Annotated in this window: 21 protein-coding genes; 8 read left to right on the top strand and 13 right to left on the bottom strand. The window is 47.9% G+C overall.

All coding sequences use genetic code 11. The features are described from left to right. Window positions 1-69: 69 nt before the first annotated feature. The 4 genes from ACYZZ0_RS09090 to bioA all read right to left on the bottom strand — a co-directional run bounded on the left by ACYZZ0_RS09090 (window position 70) and on the right by bioA (window position 3,493). A complete protein-coding gene (locus ACYZZ0_RS09090; RefSeq protein ID WP_461536300.1) occupies window positions 70-909 on the bottom strand; it encodes a 2OG-Fe(II) oxygenase family protein in 840 nt (279 codons plus the stop codon). A gap of 160 nt (window positions 910-1,069) precedes the next feature. Continuing rightward, entirely contained in the window at window positions 1,070-1,420 is a 351-nt protein-coding gene (locus tag ACYZZ0_RS09085) for a hypothetical protein (RefSeq protein ID WP_461536299.1), read from the bottom strand. 42 nt (window positions 1,421-1,462) lie between these two features. Then, window positions 1,463-2,173 carry an SDR family NAD(P)-dependent oxidoreductase gene (locus tag ACYZZ0_RS09080; RefSeq protein WP_461536298.1) on the bottom strand — a complete coding sequence of 237 codons (711 nt, stop codon included), beginning with the start codon at window positions 2,171-2,173 and terminating at the stop codon, window positions 1,463-1,465. 54 nt (window positions 2,174-2,227) lie between these two features. Beyond that, a complete protein-coding gene (gene bioA, locus ACYZZ0_RS09075) occupies window positions 2,228-3,493 on the bottom strand; it encodes an adenosylmethionine--8-amino-7-oxononanoate transaminase (RefSeq protein ID WP_461536297.1) in 1,266 nt (421 codons plus the stop codon). Window positions 3,494-4,145: 652 nt separating this feature from the next. Here bioA and ACYZZ0_RS09070 point away from each other — a divergent pair. From ACYZZ0_RS09070 to ACYZZ0_RS09055, 4 genes are read left to right on the top strand one after another with little or no spacing between them, the layout of a single operon-like run. Continuing rightward, window positions 4,146-4,649, top strand: coding sequence for an SRPBCC family protein (locus ACYZZ0_RS09070; protein ID WP_461536296.1), 504 nt, complete (start codon window positions 4,146-4,148; stop codon window positions 4,647-4,649). Window positions 4,650-4,659: 10 nt separating this feature from the next. Continuing rightward, entirely contained in the window at window positions 4,660-4,965 is a 306-nt protein-coding gene (locus tag ACYZZ0_RS09065) for a DUF1330 domain-containing protein (RefSeq protein WP_461536295.1), read from the top strand. A gap of 51 nt (window positions 4,966-5,016) precedes the next feature. Beyond that, complete coding sequence (locus tag ACYZZ0_RS09060) at window positions 5,017-5,889, top strand: AraC family transcriptional regulator (RefSeq protein WP_461536294.1); 873 nt, start codon at window positions 5,017-5,019, stop codon at window positions 5,887-5,889. A 14-nt stretch (window positions 5,890-5,903) separates the two neighbouring features. Further along, the gene (locus ACYZZ0_RS09055) at window positions 5,904-6,833 is read left to right on the top strand and encodes an SDR family NAD(P)-dependent oxidoreductase (protein ID WP_461536293.1); all 930 of its coding nucleotides are present in this window, start codon (window positions 5,904-5,906) and stop codon (window positions 6,831-6,833) included. Window positions 6,834-7,038: 205 nt separating this feature from the next. On the opposite strand, the gene ACYZZ0_RS09050 is transcribed toward ACYZZ0_RS09055, so the two are convergent. The 3 genes from ACYZZ0_RS09050 to ACYZZ0_RS09040 form a co-directional block, all read right to left on the bottom strand. Continuing rightward, entirely contained in the window at window positions 7,039-7,629 is a 591-nt protein-coding gene (locus ACYZZ0_RS09050; protein ID WP_461536292.1) for a hypothetical protein, read from the bottom strand. 479 nt (window positions 7,630-8,108) lie between these two features. Then, window positions 8,109-9,440, bottom strand: coding sequence for a YaaC family protein (locus ACYZZ0_RS09045; protein WP_461536291.1), 1,332 nt, complete (start codon window positions 9,438-9,440; stop codon window positions 8,109-8,111). Window positions 9,441-9,826: 386 nt separating this feature from the next. Then, window positions 9,827-10,351, bottom strand: coding sequence for a DUF2058 domain-containing protein (locus ACYZZ0_RS09040; protein ID WP_461536290.1), 525 nt, complete (start codon window positions 10,349-10,351; stop codon window positions 9,827-9,829). 337 nt (window positions 10,352-10,688) lie between these two features. Between ACYZZ0_RS09040 and ACYZZ0_RS09035 the strand changes: the two genes are divergently transcribed. Then, window positions 10,689-10,880 carry a hypothetical protein gene (locus tag ACYZZ0_RS09035; RefSeq protein ID WP_461536289.1) on the top strand — a complete coding sequence of 64 codons (192 nt, stop codon included), beginning with the start codon at window positions 10,689-10,691 and terminating at the stop codon, window positions 10,878-10,880. 88 nt (window positions 10,881-10,968) lie between these two features. On the opposite strand, the gene ACYZZ0_RS09030 is transcribed toward ACYZZ0_RS09035, so the two are convergent. Beyond that, window positions 10,969-11,988, bottom strand: coding sequence for a DsbA family protein (locus ACYZZ0_RS09030; protein ID WP_461536288.1), 1,020 nt, complete (start codon window positions 11,986-11,988; stop codon window positions 10,969-10,971). 235 nt (window positions 11,989-12,223) lie between these two features. Here ACYZZ0_RS09030 and efpL point away from each other — a divergent pair, with 235 nt between their 5' ends. After that, complete coding sequence (gene efpL / locus ACYZZ0_RS09025) at window positions 12,224-12,790, top strand: elongation factor P-like protein EfpL (RefSeq protein ID WP_461536287.1); 567 nt, start codon at window positions 12,224-12,226, stop codon at window positions 12,788-12,790. A 56-nt stretch (window positions 12,791-12,846) separates the two neighbouring features. On the opposite strand, the gene ACYZZ0_RS09020 is transcribed toward efpL, so the two are convergent. Next, window positions 12,847-14,514: a tetratricopeptide repeat protein gene (locus ACYZZ0_RS09020; protein ID WP_461536286.1), complete on the bottom strand. Its 1,668-nt coding sequence runs from the start codon at window positions 14,512-14,514 to the stop codon at window positions 12,847-12,849. 310 nt (window positions 14,515-14,824) lie between these two features. Between ACYZZ0_RS09020 and ACYZZ0_RS09015 the strand changes: the two genes are divergently transcribed. Beyond that, a complete protein-coding gene (locus ACYZZ0_RS09015) occupies window positions 14,825-15,178 on the top strand; it encodes a DUF805 domain-containing protein (protein ID WP_461536285.1) in 354 nt (117 codons plus the stop codon). 143 nt (window positions 15,179-15,321) lie between these two features. Continuing rightward, on the top strand, window positions 15,322-16,086 hold the full coding sequence (locus ACYZZ0_RS09010; protein ID WP_461536284.1) for a MipA/OmpV family protein: 765 nt from the start codon (window positions 15,322-15,324) through the stop codon (window positions 16,084-16,086). Here the strand turns inward: ACYZZ0_RS09010 and ACYZZ0_RS09005 are convergent. The 4 genes from ACYZZ0_RS09005 to ACYZZ0_RS08990 form a co-directional block, all read right to left on the bottom strand. Next, on the bottom strand, window positions 16,074-17,429 hold the full coding sequence (locus ACYZZ0_RS09005; protein ID WP_461536283.1) for a sensor histidine kinase: 1,356 nt from the start codon (window positions 17,427-17,429) through the stop codon (window positions 16,074-16,076). The genes ACYZZ0_RS09010 and ACYZZ0_RS09005 overlap by 13 nt on opposite strands. Before the next feature lie 132 nt (window positions 17,430-17,561). Further along, window positions 17,562-18,239, bottom strand: coding sequence for a response regulator transcription factor (locus ACYZZ0_RS09000; RefSeq protein ID WP_461536282.1), 678 nt, complete (start codon window positions 18,237-18,239; stop codon window positions 17,562-17,564). Continuing rightward, complete coding sequence (locus ACYZZ0_RS08995; protein WP_461536281.1) at window positions 18,239-21,421, bottom strand: efflux RND transporter permease subunit; 3,183 nt, start codon at window positions 21,419-21,421, stop codon at window positions 18,239-18,241. The genes ACYZZ0_RS09000 and ACYZZ0_RS08995 overlap by 1 nt, the downstream gene beginning before the upstream one ends. Further along, window positions 21,418-22,569: an efflux RND transporter periplasmic adaptor subunit gene (locus tag ACYZZ0_RS08990; protein WP_461536280.1), complete on the bottom strand. Its 1,152-nt coding sequence runs from the start codon at window positions 22,567-22,569 to the stop codon at window positions 21,418-21,420. Before ACYZZ0_RS08990 ends, ACYZZ0_RS08995 begins: the two co-directional genes overlap by 4 nt. Window positions 22,570-22,571: the final 2 nt, after the last annotated feature.

The raw sequence follows: 22,571 nt of genomic DNA, 5'->3' as shown, positions 1-22,571 counted from the left end.
CAAGCTCTTAGAGGCAATTATTACCGGGCGACAGTCATTTACTATCGCCCGGTAAGAGAATCCCGAAAATCAGATAAGACCTAACTCTTTCAGCCTTTCCATCAGGTAGCTGTGCTGAGTGTGACGCTCAGACAGCACAACTTCAGAACGGGGATGCAGGAAAAGAGGCAGCGACATTCTGGAGTTTTCCTGCGCACCGCCGGTCGGATTGATGACCCTGTGGCTGGTCGAAGGAAAGTAACCACCGGACGCTTCCTGCAACATATCACCCGTGTTGATAATCAGATTACCAAAGTTACACGGCACATCAGCCCAGGTACCATCTTTCAGCTTTACCTGAAGGCCGGGTTCATTGGCAGCAGGAAGAATAGTAATCAGGTTAATATCTTCATGAGCACCGGCACGAATGGCGCCAGGCTCTTCTTCACCATTAAACGGCGGATAATGCAGCACACGCAGCAAAGTGTTTGGCGTGTCCCTGATCATATTGGGCAATGGCTCGGAGAATTTTGCTTTTACTGCCTCCGGACTGTGCGCTTCAATCCAGCCCAGCAATTCACCTGCCAGCTCTGAGGTATCGTTGTAGTACCCTCTGATCTCCTCTTCCAGTTCGGCAGGAACCCGGCCTGAAGGGAAAATATGGTAGTACTCCTTGATGTCTTTTTTGGTATGGCCTTTTGCAATCTCGGAAATATCAGGAGAGAAGTAGCCATCCTGATTTTCAGGGTCAAAAGCAAAATCATGTTTGGCTTCGGAGTTGAAAAAATCCAGCCAGTTACTGTAAATCGATTCAACCAGCTGCTGTTGAACAGGATGATTGGTTAAAACCGCAAAACCCGTCTCGCGCAGAGACTCTACAAATTTTTCTGGTGCGTCAGCGACTGAGTAGTCTACAACCTGAACGTCCATGGCATATCGCTCAAAATATAGTTATAAATGCCTACTCATCTTATGACTTTTTCTGATCAAAAAACAGACAGCAAAGTGTAAGGAATTTGAAATTACAGGATGTTAGTACCGGTAGGTAAACCTTCAAAAGACTGACTTTGTTGCATATAACAAAGCTACGTCAGGCAGACTTAAAAACCTTTCCTGCGACCTCCAAATAATCCGTAAAACGGATCGCATCAGGCTCACAATCCAGATATTTGGCCAGCACTTTATTTTCATAGTGCAGCCATGGCTCTGGCCAGCGCGGGTTTTCCAGTGTTCCGAAATTGTCTGCAATGGCTTCGGGACTTTCAAAAATCCAGAGCACGGCATATTTCCCATCCCTTTCACCTTTGAAGCCTTTCAGTAAACGGGCTTCCAGTAATCCGGGAATATCAAGAGAGCAGATAGTCTCAGCCACTTCTCGTTCGTATGCTGAGCTATCTGCACCGGAAATCAGTTCGTGCTCGTGAAGACAGATAACAGTCATGCCTGAAACTCAACAGTTAGGGTTAGTTTCAGGCAGTCTATATCAGTATTCCGGCTCCAGCCGGCAGTTGATATGCAGCTCATTGATGGTGGCATGATCCGGCTGAGCAAGCAGGAAGCGGACATTATCAGCCACTTCTTCGGGGCGGGTGACATCTTCCGGGCAGGTAGATACAACTTCAGACGCCATATCGGTTTTAACAAAGCTGGTACAAATCGCGGTAGCGCGAATACCGTCATCCCATCCGGCCTGACGGCACCCTTGGTGCAAAGCCCGAGCCGCAAACTTGCTCATGGCATAGCCGGTGGTGCCAACACTTTTCAGACGTTTGCCGGACAGGCTGATGATATTGATAATTCTGGCTTGACTGCTCTGTTTCAACCGGGGGAACGCCGCCCGCATCAGGCGCCAGGGGCCTTTGACATTGACCTCCCACATGGCATCCAGATCTTCTTCATCGCCTTCTTCGATGCTGACAGCACGATAGATACCGGCGTTATTCACAATACCGTCAAGCTGGCCGAATTGAGCGATGGTCTGTTCAACCCATTGCAATGCACCGTCAGGATCCGCCGCATCATACTGGCAAACCAGCACCTGATCTGAAGCCAACAGTTTTTCATCAACCTGATCCGGGTTACGTACTCCCAGACTCAAACGACAACCTGCTTCCAACAGGTTTTCTGCAACAGCCTGCCCTATGCCTCTGTTGGCACCGGAAATCATAATGACGCGGTCATTCAGATCGAGCACTGTGTCCACCTTCTGAGTTATTACTGAATCAATGGCTCAATAATACCCATAAAATCAGACAAAAGCGGATCGCAGCAGATTCTTCATAGTACCTGTCAGCTGACTGATATCATCCGGATCTGTGCCCAGCGGAACCACCAACATGGCCGTATTACCCACACCTCTTAATACAGCGCCCTGATCAATCGCCTGCTGACGAAAGTTGGCAATATCCAGCGACTTGTCGCCACAGACCCCGAACAGCAGACCGATATTACGAATATGCTTGACACCGGGAAGATCAAGGCAAGCTTCAAGCTCACCCTTCACCTGAGTCGATATACGTTCAACCTCGTTTTTCCAGTGACCGGTTTCAAGCAGATCAAGACAGGCATTGGCAGCTGTACAGGCCAGTGCATTAGCCATATAGGTTGCCCCGTGAATAAAGGGCTCTTGCCGGGTAACGTCAGCAACCTTTGCTGATACCACGGTAGCGCCAAGTGATACGGTACCAGCGGTCAGGGTTTTCCCCAGACAGAGAATATCCGGCTCAACATTAGCCTGCTCACAGGCAAACAGGGAACCTGTTTTAGCAAAGCCGACTGCTACCTCATCAGCTATAAACAGCACATCATATTCTGCACAGAGCTGACGCAGCGCCGCCAAATATTCACAGGAATACGGTCTGAGCCCTGCAAGACCCTGCAGCAATGGCTCAATCACCAGCGCCGCAATTTCTTCGCTTCGGGATTCAAACAGCGCCCTGACTGAAGCCAGATCATCCTGGGTAAACGGGCGATCACGACCTTCCGGTGGTGGAGAGAAAAACAGTGCCGGTTCGGCAACACCGGCATAACGTCCAAACATATCGTTATCCGGCCCGCACAATGACATCGCCCCGAAGGTATCACCATGAAAGCTGTTGGACGGGGCCGCAAAACGTTTTTTGCGGGAAAGCCCCTTAAGCTGCCAGTACTGCAGGGCCATCTTCATCCCGACTTCAATCGCACTGGAGCCGGATTCTGAAAAGACTACTCCTGCCATATCGCCTGGCGTGATATCCACCAGACGATCTGCCAGCTTAACTGCCGGTTCATGAATCAATTCGGAATAGAAGGGGTAGTGAGGCAGGGTTTCCAGCTGCTGCTGCATGGCCGCTTCAATATCGGGATGACGATAACCAAACAGAGCGGCCCACCAACCCATGGTGCCATCCAACAGGGTGCGGTTATCCGCCAGCTGTACTCGAACACCCTGACTCCCGACAACCTGCAGGGTGGATTTACCCAGCGACGAATAAGCCTGCCACACCCGGCCGGCATCAAGCATACCTGCAGCCATAGCATCCTCAGTGAAGATAAAGAGATAAAGCTAGACAAGCATTGGCAGGTACGCCAATACCGAACAAGGCTTTAAAGGTCAGAAGATGAGAAAAATATTGAAAACGGGCGGGAAATAGAAAGAAAAACGGGGCCATCCGGGCCCCGCAAGGTAAAGCATTCAAGTGGATACATTTACAAACTGGCTGATGAGGGGGGGAAGTTTCTGTTTCGTTTCCTGTCGCCTGACGGTGAGCTGTTGCAACAGCTTCTCGTGGGTCCTGCAACCGGCGTCCGATCCAGACAGCCATCTCGTAAACCTATCAACTTGTCAGCTTTGTTCTGTACTCATTGTTATTGTTGTTATCAGAGACTTATTGTTTTTATTTTATCTAGGTAAGAGCAGGGAGTGTGCCAAAAACAAACAAACCGTTAATTATCATATGGTTATGATAATTAATGTATTAGAAAGGCAGTTCATCACCATAGTGCCTGTTACCCCTGCGCCCACACTGGTAACACTTACGCATAAACCGTAACAAACAAGGGGCCACCCTTCCCCGTCAAAAACCAGAACCGCAAGAAATATCAAAAAAACAGTTCTGCCTGCTCATAACATATCCCCAACAACATAACTGATATTCACAAATTACAGATACGTTGAGGATACAACCATGACACAGCACGTTGAGCAAAGCCTGCAGGTCCATGTTCCAGCCGGCAGGGTCTGGGCAGTACTGGATGACTTCAGCAGCATCGAGCACTTCTCACCGACCGTTAAACACTCACCGGTTGAGGGCAGCAAACAATCCGGGCTGGGAGCCCAAAGGGTCTGTCAGTTTCATGATGGCACCAGCGCAGTAGAAGAGATTATTGATTACCGGGAAGGCGAAAGCCTCAAGGTAGAGCTGCGGGACCACCCCATGCCTTTCAAAAAGTTCTATGCATTTATGAAGGTCAAACCCGTCAACCAACAGACCAGCATTCTGACGATGGCAATGGAGTTTGATGTGAAGTTTGGCCCGCTGGGATGGCTGATGGCCAATATTCTGATGAAGCCAATGATGAGAAAGGTGCTGAAGAAGATCCTGACCGGACTGGCTTACCATTCAGCAACAGGAAAAAGTGTAGGCAAGGAGCTACCTGCCAAAGCAGAACTGAAAGCGATCTTTAACTGAGAGCTCACCTATGGACTATCCGGTATTCCTGATGATCGAAGCAACGCCTGATTTTGATAACCTTGATGCTTTGGTGAGCTATATGGAACAAGCTCATATCGTTTCAAAAGCACACGGCGTTGTTAAGGTCGCAACTTACGATGTAGAGCAGGCATTGGATGATGCTGCAGCACCATCGGTATTTTCTGTACTGTCATTCCCTCACCGTCAGGCCGTGGAAGCGTTATTCAATGACCCGGAATACCAAAAGCTGCTTCCGCTGCGGGATCAGGGGTTCAGAGATATTCGTTACTACATTTGCAGTGAAAAAATATAAGACGCAAGGTGCTTATCTAGACCTGCAGCTGCATTGAACAGGAATCGGGTTATGCAACGATTTTTTAAAAGTATAGATTTTGTCGAACAGCATTTATTTGAAAAAATTTCGGTGCATGAAATTGCTGCCGCATCTCATTATTCGACCTATCACTTCAGCCGTATTTTTAAAGCCCTGGTGGGCGATACGCCAAAAGAGTATCTACGAAAAAGGCGATTAACCGTCGCTGCCACCAAGCTTCTGAGTGACGATATTAATATTCTCGATCTGGCACTGGCCTGCCAGTTTGATTCACAGGAAGCGTTTACCCGTGCCTTCAAGGCCCAGTTTAATATGACGCCGGCACAGTATCGCAAGGCCAGGGATCCTTTTCGCCTGCTGTATAAGGATCAGTTCAGCCCTCATATGCTCAACTACCTGCAGAACGATATCAGCATGGAGCCGGAGATCTTTATCCGGCCAGCCACCAAACTGGTTGGTATTTCCCAACAATATGATGACAGTGATTTGAATCTACCCAGACTCTGGTCAGCATTCGGCCCTTATCGCGGCAAAATTCCGAACCAGGTCAGCCCGGAGTTCTTCGGTATTTATGAGCAGTATCAGGAGGAAGATGACAGAGTCACCTTCAGCTATATCTGCTCCGTTGCTGTGACTAATTTTGACGATGTACCCGAAGGCATGATTACCCGCGAACTACCCGAGCAAATGTACGCAAGGTTTACTCACCGGGGCGCTGTTGCGGATCTGGAAAAAACACTGAAATACATCTGGGGCAGCTGGCTACCGAAATCTCACTATGACTATGTCGAGAAGCCGGACTTTGAGCTGTACGGCAATAAATTCAATGTTGAAAACCCGAACAGCTCAGATAGTGAAATCTATCTTCATATTCCCGTCACTCCACGACCATTAAAGCGCTAGCAGGGGAATTCGCTATGTTAAAACGCGTATTGGTAACAGGCGCAAATGCTGGTCTTGGCAAAGAGTGCGCCAGACAGTTAGCCGATCAAAAAGGTATTGAAACCATCTACCTGGGCTGCCGCAATCAGCAAAAAGCCCTGCAGGCCAAAGCAGAACTTGAGCAGGTGACGGGTAAACAGATTTTTGAAATTCTGCTGATGGATGTCAGCGATACCGATTCTGTCCGTCAGGCCGTTTCACAACTGGAGCAACCTGTTGATGGTCTGGTAATGAATGCCGGAGGGTCCGGTGGCTATAACTTTAAACAACTGACCAAAGAGGGGGTGATCAATATCGCAGCCGTGAACCTGCTGGGGCACGTCGTATTAATCAATGAACTGATCAAGGCCAAAAGGCTTACTCAGGTTGCGGTTTATTCCGGCTCTGAAGGCAGCCGGGGCGTGAAAGAAATGGGCATGAAACGCCCGGAGCTCGCCAACTACTCCACCGAAGAATTTATCAGTATCTGTGATGGCTCATATTTCGAAAACGAAAATGATCCTATGGTCATTTACAACCATATCAAACTGATCGGCGCATTCTGGATATCAGCCCTTGCAAGACAACATCCGGAAATCAAATTTATCACCATGAGCCCGGGCCTGACTGCCGGAACCCAGGGTGCAGAGACCTTACCGGTATTACAAAAAACCTTTATGAAAACCATGATGTGGTTGATGGTGCTTTTTGGAAAAGCCCACCGGGCAGATTTTGGTGCCAGGCGTTACCTTGAAGGGCTTTACAATCAAGATTTAAAGAGTGGCATATTTTATGCCAGCAAGAAGGGATTAAGTGGTGAGATCGATGAGCAACGGTTGATTTTTCCTGCGTTGGATAATGAAGCGTTTCAGAATAATGCTCGGCAGGCATTGCATCATTTTATTGGTGTTTTACATAGAGGCTGAAGCAAAGCAGAACTCATACAAATTCTGCTTTTCTCAGTATCTTTTTGGCTAAATTAAGCACAAGCTTCGGTGGCCAAGATATCTACCAATGCCTTCAGTCTGTCGACAACCCACTAACGACGATGCTCATAGTTCCTGCCGATCAGGTGATCTTCAGCACACAACCATTCTCAGGAGGCAAGTAAAGCGGATACTCAGCTTATATTCATCCTTGCGGTACACTCTTGATAAAAAGTTCAATTACTTGCATATCCAATATTAATACAAGAAAACCAATCGCAAAGTAAATCCAAATACTATATTTCGCTAACCCTTTTGCAAGCCTAATGAAGAACAATGAGTATAAAGCAAAGATTAGCGAAGTAAATAAACCCAAAGGTAGCGTAGTTAATAAAAACTGTACTTTATGAACATATGGTTTTAATATGAAAATTAAACTCATCAACAATAAACCGACAGTAGCCACATTAGCATAATGTGATAAGATACAGTCTAACCATTTCTTTTCTGCATTCCTGTATTCGTTAGTATCAAATGCGCTCTCGATCTTTGATTCAAAATCAATATCTCTTGAAACCACAAAATAATTCACTAAAACCACCAATAAAACAGAAAATACAAAAGAATATAAAAAGTACTGGCCTTTGAAGTCCCAGTCGGCTGGATTAAATCTACTATCATTAGACAAAACAAATGCTATATAAATTATTGCTGCAAAAGCAAGAGTTAACATTAAAAGCCCAAAGGACACCAACCAGTTAGACTTAGATACATCTTGACTTTGGTCTTTCGTCATAATCGTTACAAACTCAACATTTTAATACATAAAATAAAATCAGCGACTAAAAAATATTAGCTTCTAAAATTTTTAAGCCATCAAAAATATGGATTTTTATTTAGCTGATTTTAAATGCCAATTATATTTAGCATTTTCATATAACTTTCTCTACTCTTCCATTTATTTAAACCCACCAAGTTAATGAATAATACTTGAAAAGATCCTTCCTCTAGAAAAATGAGTCCCAGAAAGAAGGAAGAACCACTTCAAAGACTACCTAAAACATGCCAGTCTTTTTTAGTGTTTTGATATCTTTTTATTTAAATTTAAAAAGAAAAATTCTGACATAAATAAAAGGATATCCATAACTCCTATCAGCCCTGCCTTTGATCTTGAAAAGACATAATTCACAGGATCAATTTAAATCATATAATGAAGGCATGAACCACATGAATCAAGGCTAACAAAAACATGAATACCCTTCAATCTAATAAAATTTAGTTCTCAATAATGTATGGGTAATACTTAGATATCGACCTCAACAATAAAATTGGAAATTTATTCTCAAAAGCAGAAAGGTATTTTCTTACAATTAATGAAATATCTGAATTAACCTCATTCAGAAGAATTCCTCCCCATCTATCTGGAGAGTAACGCATGATATTGCTAAACACATTGGTCAAAATAAAATGAATACTCATTTCAGGTAAGATGACAGGGAAAAATGGATTCTCAATGAACCAAAAGTTACCTCGTGCATCTACAGTTATAGATGCTTTTATTTTGTGTGAATCAACAGCTGGGACAGATACAACAAACTTACCATGCCTTTCTACAACACTAAAATTTGGGAACGCATTTTCAATTTCTTCACTAGGAATCTTAGTTTCACCGTCCCCTATTTGAAACTCCCAAGTATTTATACGGCGATCATTACCAAGGGTAATCTCAAGTGGATGTGTTCTACTCCGCTCCCCAGTGATTAGTTTATGATACTCCCTGATTTCTGGGATCATACTGAGCATGGTTCCCATACTGACGGTATGTTTATTTTTATAAAAGGCCAAAATTGAATCGGTATTATCTTGTATTACCTCAAAGTTTTTGTTTCTAATCAGTGTGGTGGGAAAAGATGTGAACAAATCACTAAAAGTACCATGAGGCATTTCCCCACCAAATTGAATCCTCATGTCATCTGGGAGGAAGTTAACGCCATGAGAACCTGGCAATCCCTCCAGATTATATCTAATTGGATTGTTCAGTATAATTGCAGCGTAAGAATATGCTGTTAGCGAATAAAAATAATTTAATGGCTTAACCATCAAAGATCCATTTTTACCTGAGAGAAACAATTCTCTCCCTTGACGCAGACAGTTTTTCAATCTTGCTGCATCATCTGCCTTGACTCCTGCATTCTTTGTTTTTCCTAAAGTTTTATTTCTTAACTTATATAGCTCTCGTATCTGAACAGTATTTTCAATATTTTCCATTAACTCCAAAAGAGATTTTTCAAAGTGCAAATCATCTATTGGTAACATTTCAAATGAATTTACAGATTTAATTCTTTCATCTATTTCTCTTGTCAGAATATGAAAATTTTTACATTTCAAGAAAGCTTCGTCCTTTGGATCAAGAACATTATACTCCTTCATATAGCAGACAAGGTTGTTTTTGTAATTCAGCTTTTCTTGTTTATTTAAAGCTTTCCAATCCTCAATTGCTGACTGGTGATTATCCAAAATCTCCTGATAGTCATAATCTGTTTCAAATGGTGGATTATTCTGAGAGCTCGAAACATCAACTTTATCAGCTAACAAACTTCCTAACATTTAGGTCCTATTCGATGTAATAAAAATATTAATTTAAGTGATATCTATTATTTAAAAGAAGACATCTACTTTATACTGTACAACTAAAATTTAGGCTACAAGACAATCCAACATTCGACGTATTTAGCCCCTTTTTTATACGACTTGAGGTTAAACAAATATTGTTTTTCTTATAGCGTATATTCTCATGATCAAACATATTAAAGCATTGAATGCTCTGAAATATAATCAAATATACTACAGTTTCATCAATCAGAAACTGAGCTTCCAGATATATATTTTTAAAGAGCAAGTTCCTAAAATGGATTTCTAGCCTAATATCCAGACCTCCCAAAAAGCCGAAAGAACAATCCATCTTCCGGCTTTTCTTCAAACCAACAACCTAATCACCACATCAAATCATCCGGAATCGGCGGATAATCATCATCTTCACCGGTGCTTTCTTCCGGCTTGTTGATCAGCACAAAGATATCCGGTTCACGCTCGATAATGCGCTCGGCGATATCCAGCTGCAGCAGGTAGTAGGTCTCTTCAAAGAACATCACTGCCAGCTTGCCGCGGGCCAGCTTGGTCTGCTCGTCTGCGGTTACATAGAGCTTCTTGATCTTCTTGTCGTGGACAAAGTTGTAGCCCACTTCACCTTTACCTACCGGCATCCGGTGCTGTTCAATCAGCTGGCGGATTTCAGCCTGAATGCCCTTTTGCTTGCGCTCGGCTTCCCGCTTCAGGTTCAGTTCACGGTCACGCTGTGCCTGTTCCTGCCGGGCTTTGGCCTGGGCCGCCCTGGCTTCAGGGGACAGATTACCGCCGCCCTTTTTCTTCTTTTTCTTTACGTGCTTCTGGGCATCCTGTGCCTGCTGCTTGTTCGCCAGGCCGGCTCCCATCAGCTGATCACGCAGAGATTTACTCATTGCTTCACCAAACCTTCATAAAATGGGGCTTATGATATGTCATGCATACGGAGGGCTCCAGCGGGTAGTAGCAGAAAACTGTGAGATATGTCTCACAAAACCAATAGGCATATCCCGCAGCGGAAGCTGGCTCAAAGGGATAGGTTATTAGTTACAGGGATGTGATCTGCACAAGGACGTGCACCCTTACCTGCCCCGGACAACAGAGCATAGACAGTTAGTATTTGTTTATTTGCTGCGCCTGTATCTGATTTATATCAAGGCACCCTCTTCTTATTGGACTTAAAGTTGCGGCCGATTTCCGCAGCCAGCACCGACCACAGGATCGGATCAAGCCATGCCACACACCAGACATATGACGGCCTACCTTCAAAGTTGCGGGCTCTATGTCGGCTCACTGACTCCGCAAGAAGTTGAAGCAACCTACTATCGCCACATTTACAAGGTAGAGCGGCGTCAGGATATTGTTGATGCGTCGGGTAATCCGAAGAAGACCATTAACTTCAGAAATACTGTGAATCACAAATAGTATTCCGCTTCAGGCATCTACATTCATTGCGCCTCATGTAATCGCCTTGCATGAGGCACTCTGAAATCTCATAGGCATAGCGCTGCTATTACTGCAGTCTCTCTTCTATTGCTGTTACCAGCCCCTGCTCCAGATCTGTTGTTTCCAGCCTTTGACCATTCAGAAACAGTGTCGGGGTATAAGTCAGCCCCAGCCGTTCGGCCTCGGCTTCTGATCGGCTGAGCTTTTCTTCCGGTCGTGCCGAGGCCATACACTGGTCAAACTGTTCCATATTGGTACCGATGGCCTCAGCCAGTTCGCGGGGTGATGCTTCTGTCAGTTCGGCCTGCTGTTCAAAGGCCAACTTATTAAATTGCCAGAACAGTTGCTGCTCATCGGCACAAACCCCGGCCAGTGCCACATTACGGGAAATACCGGAACGGTTAATGGGAAAGTCCATGTAGACCAGCCGGATCTTGTCGCCGTATTTATCCACCAGCTTGTCCACTGTGCGTGCCGCGACTCCGCAATGCGGGCATTGATAGTCAGCAAATTTCACCAGTGTCAGCACCGGGTCTTCGCTACCTTTTGCCGGAAAGCCGGCTACATCAATCAGGTTCAGCGGCGATACCGGGGGAGCCAGCTTGATCTGGTAGATGTGTTCGGTCTTCAGTTTTTCCAGCAACAGCTGTTCGGCTTCCTGACTGCGGCTTTTCATCAGGTATTGCTGGATGCGGGGCTTAACCGATTCATAAGGCGCCTGAATCTGCTCTTTATTCTGTTCATAGAACAGCTGCATCTCTTCTTCCGTCACTTCTGCCTGGGGCATGGCTTTGGCCAGTGCTTCCTGACGGTCAAGACCATGCTCGGCCATGATCTTTTCCAGATACATATCCCGCACGGCATGGCCGATAACTGTTTTCTTGTGCTCATAGGCCTGCTTCTCGATGCCAAACCAGGCTTCGGCATAGCCCGGCGGCAGGTCATGACGGGTCAGGTTTTTGCCATCAAACTCGAATAACGGTTGCTCTTCTGCCGGTTCCGCGGCATCCAGCACCGTATCAACAGCCATCGTTAACAACACACCAAGTCCAAAAGCGGCAAGGACAGAAAGCAGCAGTTTCTTCATCGCGGCAGGTATCCGGTAGTTATCATTGTTATCAGAAGGGACATTTCATGCTGAGAGATTCGGCAGTAAAGGTCAATCGCTCTGTAGCGCTAATCCATAACTGCGCACTATTCCGAGTATCCCTGAACCCGGCTTTGGCCTAAAATCCGCCATCATATTTTATAGGGAGCGTTGCTCACTGTTTAATTGAGAACGCTCCCTGGCCCATTTTGAACCAGAAGGATTCGAAGTCACCATGCCTTACGCTCGCGAGATCAAGAAAGGAAACATTGTTGAAATCAACAACAAGCTCTACATGGCCCGTACGGTAGAAGCCCAGAGCCCTTCTTCCCGCGGTGCTTCCACCCTGTACAAGATCCGTTTCAACCAGATTCCTGGCGGCCAGAAACTGGAAGGCAGCTACAAGGGTGATGACCAGTTCACCGATGTTGACCTGCAGCGCCGTCAGGCTTCCATGCTGTACCGCGAAGGCGACATGATCACCTTTATGGATCTGGAAGATTACAGCCAGTACATGCTCAATGTAGATGCACTGGAAGCCCAGATGCCTTACCTGCAGGACGGTATGGAAGGTCTGATGGCACTGCTGGTTGACGGCAACCCGGTTGCGATTGAACTGCCCCAGACTGTAGTCATGACCGTGATGGAAACCACGCCGGTTATCAAAGGTGCTTCTGCTGCCGCACGCACCAAGCCGGCACGCATGGCTTCCGGTCTGGAAGTCCAGGTTCCGGAATACCTGGCCGAAGGCGAACAGATCAAGATCAATACTGAAACCGGCAAGTTTATGTCCCGGGCTTAAACAGCCAGCGAACTATCTTCCTCCTCCTTTAAGTGGTGGGAGATAGTTCATCACTTTTAAATCCCTATTCGGTCAAGCACCTCGATAGCATAGGGATCTCCGGCTGAAGCAGATGCCTGCAACAGATTAATCCCGTAATCTATATCCTTCTCTACGCCTGTGCCCTTGAGATAAAGTACGCCGAGCAGTCCCATGGCTTCAGCATCACCCTCATCTGCAGCTCTGGTGTACCAGTCAACAGCTTTTTGAAGTGATGGTGTAACGCCGTAGCCTTTCTCATACATCATGCCCAGAATGACATAGCTGTCGCTTAAGTTTTGCTGTGCCGATCGCTGGAGCAGTGAAAAGGCTTTATCCATGGATTGAGGAACCCCTTCCCCATCTGCATACATCAGGCCCAGATTCAGTGCAGCGACAGGGTCATCCTGATCAACAGCCTGCTGATACCAGTAAACCGCCTGATCTTTGTTTCCATTCTGGTCGTAATGCATTCCGAGATCACGCTGGGCATCACTTAAGCCAAGCTCTGCACTCCTTTCGAGATAGTGGAACGCCTTCTTCTGTGCACCGCGTTCGAGATAAGTATGATAGAGATTGTAATGAGCCTCCGGATAATCCTGGGCAGCAGATTTCTGATACCACTCCATAGCCACTTTAGCGGACTGTGTAACCCCCAAACCTTCTTCACTCAACACACCCAGCGCAAACTGGGCTTCCGGATTACCGTTAAGTGCTGATTTGGTATACCAGAAATGCGCTTGTTCAGGAGACTTTTCCACGCCCTTACCCAGTAAATAAAAGTCAGCTATAAACTTTTGCGCATTTGAATGCCCCTGATTTGCCGCTTTTAAATACCATTCAGCAGCACGGGTTAATGAAAGCTCCGTTCCCTTGCCATATTCATACATCACTCCAAGACGGAACTGGGCCTCATCCAGTCCGGATTCAACGGCCTGCTGATAGAGCCTGAACGCCTTATCATGAGAGCGGGCAACACCGTCACCATATTCATACAGACTACCGAGCAGGTACATTGCTCCTTTATCATCCTGTGCGATAGCGCTATTCAATAACCGAATGGCCTTTGGATAAGACTGCCCGACACCATTACCATTGATATAAAGAGACGCCAGATTTGTCATAGCAACCGGATGATTCGAAAGATCCGGATGTTTAAAGTATTCCGCTGCCTTTTTAAACGACTGGGTTACTCCTCTTCCATCCATATAAAGCATGCCCAGATTATTTAAAGCATCAGCTTCTCCATTTGCAGCAGCCAATTGATACCACCTGATTGCCTGCTCATAGGACTGCTCGACACCAAGGCCGTCTTCATAAGACATGGCAAGATTAAACTGTGCGCCTCCATGTCCGTTTTCTGCCGCCAGCAGATACCATTTGGCAGACTCTTCATAGGATAACTCGACGCCAAGACCTTCATCATAGGCTATTGCCAACTGGTACTGCGCTTCAGTGTGGCCCTGTTCTGCCGCAGCCTTAAACCACTTGGCCGCCAGCTCGTCGGACTGCTCAACACCAATACCATTGGAATAATCAACACCCAATTGATACTGCTCTTCCGGATTGGTAATTTCAGCTTGCTGGCTACAGCCCACGATCAATAGAAGACAAAGAAAAAACAAAACAAGCCAGGCATTCTTATTAATGCTTTCTTTTTGCCGCCAGCCATTGGTCACATCAACAACACTTCCTGTATTCAACATCCATATCCTTTATATTGTTATTTTTAGATCCCGATAATAGCATACCAAAAGCCGATCAATACAAGGGATGTGATGATTTCCAGGCGCTGTTTTTTCACAGCAATTGAAATCAAACTACCTCAAAAATACAGCTTATATTTTCCTGAAAAAGCATTTACACACCATTCCATATACGACAGAATTTAACAAAACACTGACGGTGATTTTGTTTTATCGAATATGGAATATCACCTACCTGAAAAATCTGCTGATCCTCCGCAGCTAAAACAATCATTAAATCGGGGGAGCATTATAAAAATGGAGATAAGTAATGGAATGGTATTTAAAAGTCCTTAAGCAATATGCAGTATTCAGTGGCCGGGCCAGAAGAAAAGAATACTGGATGTTTATCCTGATTAACTTTCTGATCGCCCTCGCTATCGGTTTTGTTGAGGGACTTTTGGGCAGCCCTGGCGTTCTCAGTCTCGTATACAGCCTTGCGATTCTGATTCCCAGCATCGCGGTTACTGTTAGACGACTGCACGATACCGAACGCTCAGGTTGGTGGGTTTTGATCAGTTTCATCCCACTGATTGGCACAATTGTGTTGCTTATATTCCTGGTTATGGACAGCAAGGAAGGTGAGAACAAATACGGGGATTACCCCAAGCTGGCTCTCGCCTGACATAATGCCAGACAAACCGGGCATGTTTTTTACATGTCCGGCAGAATTGATAACAATGGATTAACAGGACCTTAACCCGACATTTACCCTCCGTCCGATACGATCAGTGCAAAATCCTCACACACTGCAACAAGAGAGTGCGCATGATCACCAGGTCCCCCAAAACAACAACCCTGTTACTCGCTGCCAGCATTGCTGCCGCTTCCTCATCCGCTTCTGCATTTGAACTCAGCGATGATCTGAATCTGAGCCTGGGTCTGGGTGCTGCCAGCTCCAGCTCAATTTATAAAGGTCAGGACTCTGAAACCACCGCGATTCCGGTAATCGAACTGGAATACAAGGGTTTCTATATCAGTGGTCTGGAAGCGGGCTACAACTTTATTGATAACGATAATTTCAATTTCTATGCGGCCATTGCCGGTGACACTCTGGATGGCAAGCGTGAAGACAGCAAGTTCCTGAAGGATATGAAGGATGTCGACAGCGGTGTAAACCTGAAGCTGGGCGGCGAACTTTACACTGAGTTCGGTATTCTGGGCGCCAGCGTGGCACAGGATGTCAGCAGCGAGCACAAGGGTACTGAAGTAGAGCTGGACTGGAGTGTGCCGTTCGACGTCGGTACCGTCAGCCTGATGCCGACTGTCTATGCAACCTGGATGAGTGACAAGCTGACCAACCACTACTTCGGTGTTGAGCAGAAATATGCCCGTACCGATCGCAAGGCTTATGACGCGGATGCCAGCTGGCGTTACGGTGTTAACCTGATGGCTCAGTACCCGCTGTCTGAACAGTGGACTCTGGCTGCATCTGTCGGCTCCGAGTGGTACAGCAAGGAAATCAAAGACAGCCCGATCGTAGACGATAACCGGGCAACTACAGGCTTTGTTGCTGTCAGCTACACCTTCTGATTGTGTTCCCCTGCTGGTACTGCCTGTAATTCTGGAGCGGGCAGTACCAGTTCTGCCCGAATCCCGTTACCCAGCGGTTGCAGTGTCAGATCCCAGTTCAAACGTTTGCAGATCTGATGCACCAGCATTAAACCCAAGCCAAAACTATCATCCGAATTTATTGAATCTTCCCCCAGATCACGGTTCTGAATCACCAGACGCTGGTTGCTTGCCTGCAGTAGCACATCACCTTCCTGGGTGTACTGAAAGGCATTGCGTAGCAGATTGGCCAGCACAATCCGCAACGGTGTTTCAGGTAACTGCTGTGCAGCTATGTCTTCCTCATAATCACGCTTTAACTCAATCTGCTTGTCCTGCAGTAGATAGAGCAGGTCTTCACTGATTTCATCCAGCAGACTGTCAATCCTGACCTCACGCAACATCGGAGCCGTAGCATTTTCCCGACTCAGCCACAGCAAGGTTTCAGTCAACTGCAGCATGCCATGGTTAGCTCGTCGCACCCTGTTGATCGGGCGCTCCAACACCGACGGCACAGGCATTCGCTCCAGCAGTTCCATATTGGCACGAATCACAGCAATTGGTGTTCTGAGTTCATGACTGGCATGACGCAAAAACTGATGCTCACGCTCAAGTAACGATGCAATGCGCTTGAAGGCTTCGATCAGCTGATCTGCAATCCCGTTGAGTTCCGCATAGTGAAAATCAGGATGGCTCTTCTCGATAGAATCCAGTGATAACCCATCGGCCCATACTGCCAACTGGCTGGTGTGGCGATTGACCCGGAAGTTATAGAACACGATAAGCAACAACATCAGTAGCAGGTACAGACCACCAAAAACAAACACCCGATAATAAAGAGTATCAAGCCTCCGTTGCTCCTCATGGGTCAGTAAGCTGGGTTCCAGATCAGAAATGGCATACAGTTTTTTACCATCGGGCAGTATATGCAGGTAAGCCGTAAAAAAGTGATACCCCTTCCAGTCTTCCCAGTCCTCGGGTTCTTCACCGATGTTATTTTCATCCCAGTCAACATCAAGCAGTTCCCCGGGTTCAAGCTCGGAAAAGGGAATTGCCTTTTGCAACAGGGCCGGAGCCGTTGCCGGGTCATCCAGAAAGAATTTCAGGGTCTGGCTGTAGGGAAGCGGTGTGTTCGGATCCTTCTGATAATTCTGGTCAAACCTGCGCACTTCCATCAGCAGGATAAATTCGGCGGCATTTTCCAGTCCACGCTCAAAGTAGGTCATCAACAACTGGGTAAAAACTGCTGCCGTCGCCAGAGACAGCACCGCAATGTAAATTGCCAGCTCCCGTCGCATGGTACGGGGCCTTGAACAAAACTTCATAATCGAGCCCTGTAAACTGATTCGGGGAGTGTGCACAACTAAACATGTGGCCACTCCCCGATTTTTCCCCGGCTACTTGAGTAGCCATCTCACCTTTTCAGTCACTGCCTGAGTATCTTTCCTGAGTACACTTTATTTTCTAAGTACAAAGCCCTGCCCCGAAACGGTATGAATAAGAGGGTATTCGAAAGGTTTATCCACCTGGCGGCGCAGGTTATACAGATGCACTTTCAAACTGTTGGTATCCGGTGCCATATCAGGCCACAACGCCTGCTCCAGCTGGGTCCGGGTCACAACACCCGGGCTTGCCCGCATCAAGGTTTCCAGCAGCGTCCAGCCGCTGGGCGTCAGCTTTAGGTTGTGCCCGGCGCGCGTCGCTGTACGGGAATCCAGCTCCAGCTCCAGATCGTCCACACTCAACTTGCGTGCCTGGCTGCTGCGGCGCCGGGTCTGGGCCAGCACCCGCATCAACAGCTCTTCCATGGCAAACGGTTTGACCAGATAGTCATCCGAACCGGCCCGAAAGCCGGCAATTTTATCATCCAGGGTATCCCGTGCGGTCAGCATCAATACCGGAGTATCTACACCGGCCTGCCGTAACCGATTGCACATTTCCAGCCCATCCATCCGCGGCAGCATCAGATCCAGCAGAATAATGTCATAGTCGTTTTCGGTTGCCAGTGTCAGTCCGGCCTGTCCATTGTAGGCATGGTCAACCGCAATATTTTCCAGTGACAGGTAGTCTGCAACAGAGGCTGCCAGATCGCGATCATCTTCAACCAGCAACGACTGTATCGGTAAACTGCTCATTAACTCTTGTCCGCAGTAGCAGGTGAAAGGGTGACAGGTGTATGGGTGGCAGGCGAATGCTTTACTGCATTGCGCTTTCGCAACCAGCGGGCCAGGTTCAGATCATCACTGATCATCACCAGTACCGGAATCAGTACCAGGGTAATCATGGTGGCAAACAGAATGCCGTATCCCATCGCCACCGCAGCTGGAATCAGGAACTGGGCATTTTCGGAAGTTTCCCAGATCAGTGGCACCAGTCCGACATAAGTGGTTACAGAGGTCAGAATAATCGCCCGCATTCGACTGCATCCGGATTCTACCAATGCCAGCCAGACCGGTTTTCCGGTTTCCCGCAGCTCATTGTAACGACTGATCAGCAGCAGACTGTCGTTCACAACAACACCCGACAGGGCAAGAATACCGAAGATCGACAACACGCTCAGCGGAATACCATGCAGCCAGTGTCCCAACAGGGCACCGATAATACCAAAAGGTATCGCCATCATAATCAGTACCGGCTGCACATAGGACTTGAGCGGAATCGCCAGCAGTGCATAGATCGCCACCAGCGCTACCAGAAATGCACCTTTCAGCGAGTTGGTAGTTTCCTGCTGTTCCTGCGCCTCACCGCCCAGGTGAATGGAAAGATCGGTATAGTCCCGCTTCAGCTGATCAAATAGCTGGGTATCCATTGCCGCCAGAATTTCAGACGACGATACAATGGTTTTATCCAGGTCCGCGGTGATAATCGCTACCCGGCTGCGATCGATACGTTCAATCTCGGTGGCCACATAACGGGCACTGATATCAGCCACGGTAGACAGTGGCACTACACGACCATCTGCAGTACGGATTCGGGCCCGGTTCAGATCATCAATTGAACGACGCTGCTCATCCGGATAACGAACCTTGACCTTGACCTCATCACGTCCTCGCTGGATTCGCTGCACTTCATAGCCCTGATAGGCATACCGGATCTGCTCGGCCAGCATCGACATGGTCAGGCCCATTGCCTCGCCTTCCGGTTTCAGCACCAGATCAATCTGGCTCTGTCCGGCTTTCATACTGTTCTGGATACCCGATACGCCACGATACTGTGCCAATGCCTGTCTGACTCTGGCACTGGCCAGTTTAAGGGTTTCCGGATTCTGCGAGCGCAGCTCGATACTGATATCAGCCGCTCCGGCCCAGGAAGTAATAAACTCCAGCTTTCTGACACCTTCAAGACCGCCAATCCCCTGCTGCCACATATCAGCCATATCCTGGGTGCTGAAAGGCCGCTCGGTTCGTGGCGACAGTCCGGCAATCAGGGTTGCGCTGGACTTGTCTGTCAGCACCATAATCTGGGGCACGGGTTCGGAAGCCAGCTTGTATTTGGCTTGCAGCTGCTGGTTCATAGCCTGAGCAACCTGCTCGACTTCAATGGCTTGGCGCTGAATCAGGCCATATCCCGCCTGGTCTTCAAACGTCATCTCAACCTGAATAAAGTCACTGGGCACATCCGGAAAGAAAGACGATCTGACTTTGCCGGATAACAGTAATCCCATCACCAGAATAAACAGGGTCACTGCCAGCAGTAGTACTGCATAGCGATATCTCAGGGCCAGATGCAAAAAGGGACGATAAATCTTTCGGGTAAAGTAGCCCAGACCAGCACTTACCTGACCCTGCAACCAGCGCCAACCATTAACTATCGGGTTAGAAGAAGGCCCGGTGGTCATTTTCAGATGCGCCAGGTGTGCCGGCAGAATCAGTTTCGATTCAACCAGAGAAAACATCAGACAGAAAGCTGCAGCATAGGCAAAGAAGCTGAAGATTTTACCCAGTTCTCCTTCCACCAGCACCAGCGACATAAAGGCGACAACAGTAGTCAACACCCCGAACACCGTCGGTAGTGTTACCCGCTGGGCACCGCGAATAGTGGAATGCAGGGTTGCTCCCCGTTGCTCCCGCTCGGTATAGACACTTTCACCAACCACTACAGCATCATCGACCACAATACCCAGTGCGATAATAAAGCCAAATGTAGTCAGCTCGTTGATGGTCATATCAAACAGCATCGGGTTCATCAGCAGCAGTGCACCGGCAAAAATAACCGGCAGGCCACAGCCCACCCAGAAAGCTACCCGCACATTCAGAAACAGTGCCAGCATCAGCATGACCAGCAGAATACCGGTCAGACTGTTTTTCAGCAGCAACCCCAGTCGATTGGTGATATAGGTACTGCGATCATTCCATACTTCCAGCTGCAGATTATCCGGCATGTGACTCATATAGCGTGCAGTTTCCAGCTGCACCTGCTCGGATATCTCCATGATATCGGAGCTGCCATACATTTTAATATCCAGCATAATCGCCGGCTTGCCGTTAAAGCGCGAGATCACTGCTGACTGTTCATAGCCATCTTTTACCGTAGCCACATCACCCAGTGTCAGGCGCTGGCCGTCTGCTGTTTCGCGTAGCAGAATTTGCTCGAACTCCCGGCTTCGATAACGCTGACGGTCGGCCTTGATCGTCAGGGTTCCGTCTTTATCAAACAGTTCGCCACCAGCTTCAATCAGAGAGGATGCTCCAACCCGACGGGCAACATCGGCCAGACTAAGACCGAGCGCCTGCAGTTTGTATTCATCAACCTGCACCGTAATTTCAGGCGTCTGCCGGCCACGGGTATCAACCCTTTCGATGGCCGAATTCTGCAGTAACTGTTCCCGCAGCTGGCGGGCACTTTGCTGCAGTACATCCTGCGCCACATCACCATACAGATGAATCGATACCGCATCCTCCAGATATACTTCCCGGCTGATAACCGGCTTTTCTGCCCGTGCTGGGAGAGTGGCAATACCATCAACCTGGTTTTTAACATCCCGGTAGAGTACATCCAGGTCATAGCCACTGGTGCGCTCAATGGTGACTGTGCTGCCGCTACCTTCCGAGGTACTGCTGATTTTCTTGATGCCCTGCACACCCTGCAGCGCTTCCTCGATTTTCAGCGTGACCCCTTCCTCAGTCGAAGCCGCCGAACCACTATCGTAATCGACGGTAACGGTAATATTGTTGGGTGGCAGTGGCGGAAAACTTTCGGTGCGCAGCTTCATGGCCGTCAGTCCGCCCGCTACCAGAATCATCACCATCAGTAGATTGGCAGCAACCGGGTTGCGGGCAAACCAGGCAACCCAGCCCTGTTTGGTAAGCTCGTTCATTCTGCCGCATCCTCAATACGTGCACTGACTTTCATATTCGGCAGATAACTGGCCATCGGTTTGCGCACAACCTGAATACGGGACGGTAAATCCCCCTGCTTGATATAAATCCGGCCATCATGGCTGAACAGTGGCGCTGTTGAATGCCGTTGCAAGGTATCCCCTTTCACCCACCAGATATAACCATCAGCGGTCAGTGCTGAAGCAGGCAGGGCATACAGATCATCAATTTCGGCACCACCGATTTCAACGCTGACAAAGCTACCGAACAGCAGCGGGTGTTGTTGTTTCAGTGGCTCATTAACGGTTACCACTAATGTCCGCAGGCGCGTGGTCTTGTCGATGATTGCAGCAAGGCGACTGATGCTTCCCTGCCACTGATACAGACCACCATCCCGGCTGAACAGCTGAACCTTCATGCCTTCCGGCGCCATGGGCAGCTGGCGCCACTGCTCTGCTGAAAGAGCCAGAGAAACTTCAGCCTGCTCACTGGACTGTAATGTCGCAACCGCCCCTCCCTGCTGCAGATAACTGCCCTTGCCTGCACTGCGCTTTAATACCACTGCTGTAAAAGGTGCCTTGATCACTGTTTGTTCAAGATTACGACGTGCTTCAGCAACGGCTGCTTTGGCTGCCTGATAACTGGCCTTAGCCACTTTGATCTGAGGCTTGCGCAATACCAGTGCATCGGGTTTACCAGCCAGACCTGAACGTTCCCACTCCAGCTCAACCTGATGTTTCTGGTTTCGCTCTTCCTGCAGTTTCAAGGCTGCATCCGCCAGTGACTTTTCCGCATTGGCCAGAGCTGCTTTATAAGTAGTCGGATCCACCCGCACCAGCTCGGCTCCCGCTGCAACCTGACCCCCATTCACAAAGGCCGGATTGCGCCAGATAATCTGCCCCTGCACCTGACTGCTGAGCGTCACTTCTTCAACAGCACTGATCTCACCGAAGGACTGAATAACACCTTGGGCAGCGCCTGCAGCAACAGGAATAACAGTGACACTTGGTAATTTAACGGCTTCAGGCTGCTGCTCGGGTTGAGGCTGATTTTCAATGGCATAACTGTTGTAGAGCATGGCAGCCGGAATGGTTACCAGTGCCAGCAAGGTAAACAGCAGAACCTGCTTTGTTTTGTTCTGTTTCATCG

It is taken from the genome of Spongorhabdus nitratireducens (assembly GCA_947387575.1).
In the GTDB taxonomy this organism is placed as follows: Bacteria; Pseudomonadota; Gammaproteobacteria; order Pseudomonadales; family Endozoicomonadaceae; genus CANDOC01.
The sequence above is the reverse complement of the archived record's forward strand: the minus strand, read 5'-3'. Positions and strand labels throughout refer to the sequence as shown.

Excerpts from the sequence above, each read along its gene's own strand:
- ACYZZ0_RS09090 (WP_461536300.1), bottom strand. The coding sequence starts at position 909 with ATGGACGTTCAGGTTGTAGACTACTCAGTCGCTGACGCACCAGAAAAA.
- ACYZZ0_RS09085 (WP_461536299.1), bottom strand. The coding sequence starts at position 1,420 with ATGACTGTTATCTGTCTTCACGAGCACGAACTGATTTCCGGTGCAGAT.
- bioA (WP_461536297.1), bottom strand. The coding sequence starts at position 3,493 with ATGGCTGCAGGTATGCTTGATGCCGGCCGGGTGTGGCAGGCTTATTCG.
- ACYZZ0_RS09070 (WP_461536296.1), top strand. The coding sequence starts at position 4,146 with ATGACACAGCACGTTGAGCAAAGCCTGCAGGTCCATGTTCCAGCCGGC.
- ACYZZ0_RS09065 (WP_461536295.1), top strand. The coding sequence starts at position 4,660 with ATGGACTATCCGGTATTCCTGATGATCGAAGCAACGCCTGATTTTGAT.
- ACYZZ0_RS09060 (WP_461536294.1), top strand. The coding sequence starts at position 5,017 with ATGCAACGATTTTTTAAAAGTATAGATTTTGTCGAACAGCATTTATTT.
- ACYZZ0_RS09055 (WP_461536293.1), top strand. The coding sequence starts at position 5,904 with ATGTTAAAACGCGTATTGGTAACAGGCGCAAATGCTGGTCTTGGCAAA.
- ACYZZ0_RS09050 (WP_461536292.1), bottom strand. The coding sequence starts at position 7,629 with ATGACGAAAGACCAAAGTCAAGATGTATCTAAGTCTAACTGGTTGGTG.
- ACYZZ0_RS09045 (WP_461536291.1), bottom strand. The coding sequence starts at position 9,440 with ATGTTAGGAAGTTTGTTAGCTGATAAAGTTGATGTTTCGAGCTCTCAG.
- ACYZZ0_RS09040 (WP_461536290.1), bottom strand. The coding sequence starts at position 10,351 with ATGAGTAAATCTCTGCGTGATCAGCTGATGGGAGCCGGCCTGGCGAAC.
- ACYZZ0_RS09035 (WP_461536289.1), top strand. The coding sequence starts at position 10,689 with ATGCCACACACCAGACATATGACGGCCTACCTTCAAAGTTGCGGGCTC.
- ACYZZ0_RS09030 (WP_461536288.1), bottom strand. The coding sequence starts at position 11,988 with ATGAAGAAACTGCTGCTTTCTGTCCTTGCCGCTTTTGGACTTGGTGTG.
- efpL (WP_461536287.1), top strand. The coding sequence starts at position 12,224 with ATGCCTTACGCTCGCGAGATCAAGAAAGGAAACATTGTTGAAATCAAC.
- ACYZZ0_RS09020 (WP_461536286.1), bottom strand. The coding sequence starts at position 14,514 with ATGTTGAATACAGGAAGTGTTGTTGATGTGACCAATGGCTGGCGGCAA.
- ACYZZ0_RS09015 (WP_461536285.1), top strand. The coding sequence starts at position 14,825 with ATGGAATGGTATTTAAAAGTCCTTAAGCAATATGCAGTATTCAGTGGC.
- ACYZZ0_RS09010 (WP_461536284.1), top strand. The coding sequence starts at position 15,322 with ATGATCACCAGGTCCCCCAAAACAACAACCCTGTTACTCGCTGCCAGC.
- ACYZZ0_RS09005 (WP_461536283.1), bottom strand. The coding sequence starts at position 17,429 with ATGAAGTTTTGTTCAAGGCCCCGTACCATGCGACGGGAGCTGGCAATT.
- ACYZZ0_RS09000 (WP_461536282.1), bottom strand. The coding sequence starts at position 18,239 with ATGAGCAGTTTACCGATACAGTCGTTGCTGGTTGAAGATGATCGCGAT.
- ACYZZ0_RS08995 (WP_461536281.1), bottom strand. The coding sequence starts at position 21,421 with ATGAACGAGCTTACCAAACAGGGCTGGGTTGCCTGGTTTGCCCGCAAC.
- ACYZZ0_RS08990 (WP_461536280.1), bottom strand. The coding sequence starts at position 22,569 with ATGAAACAGAACAAAACAAAGCAGGTTCTGCTGTTTACCTTGCTGGCA.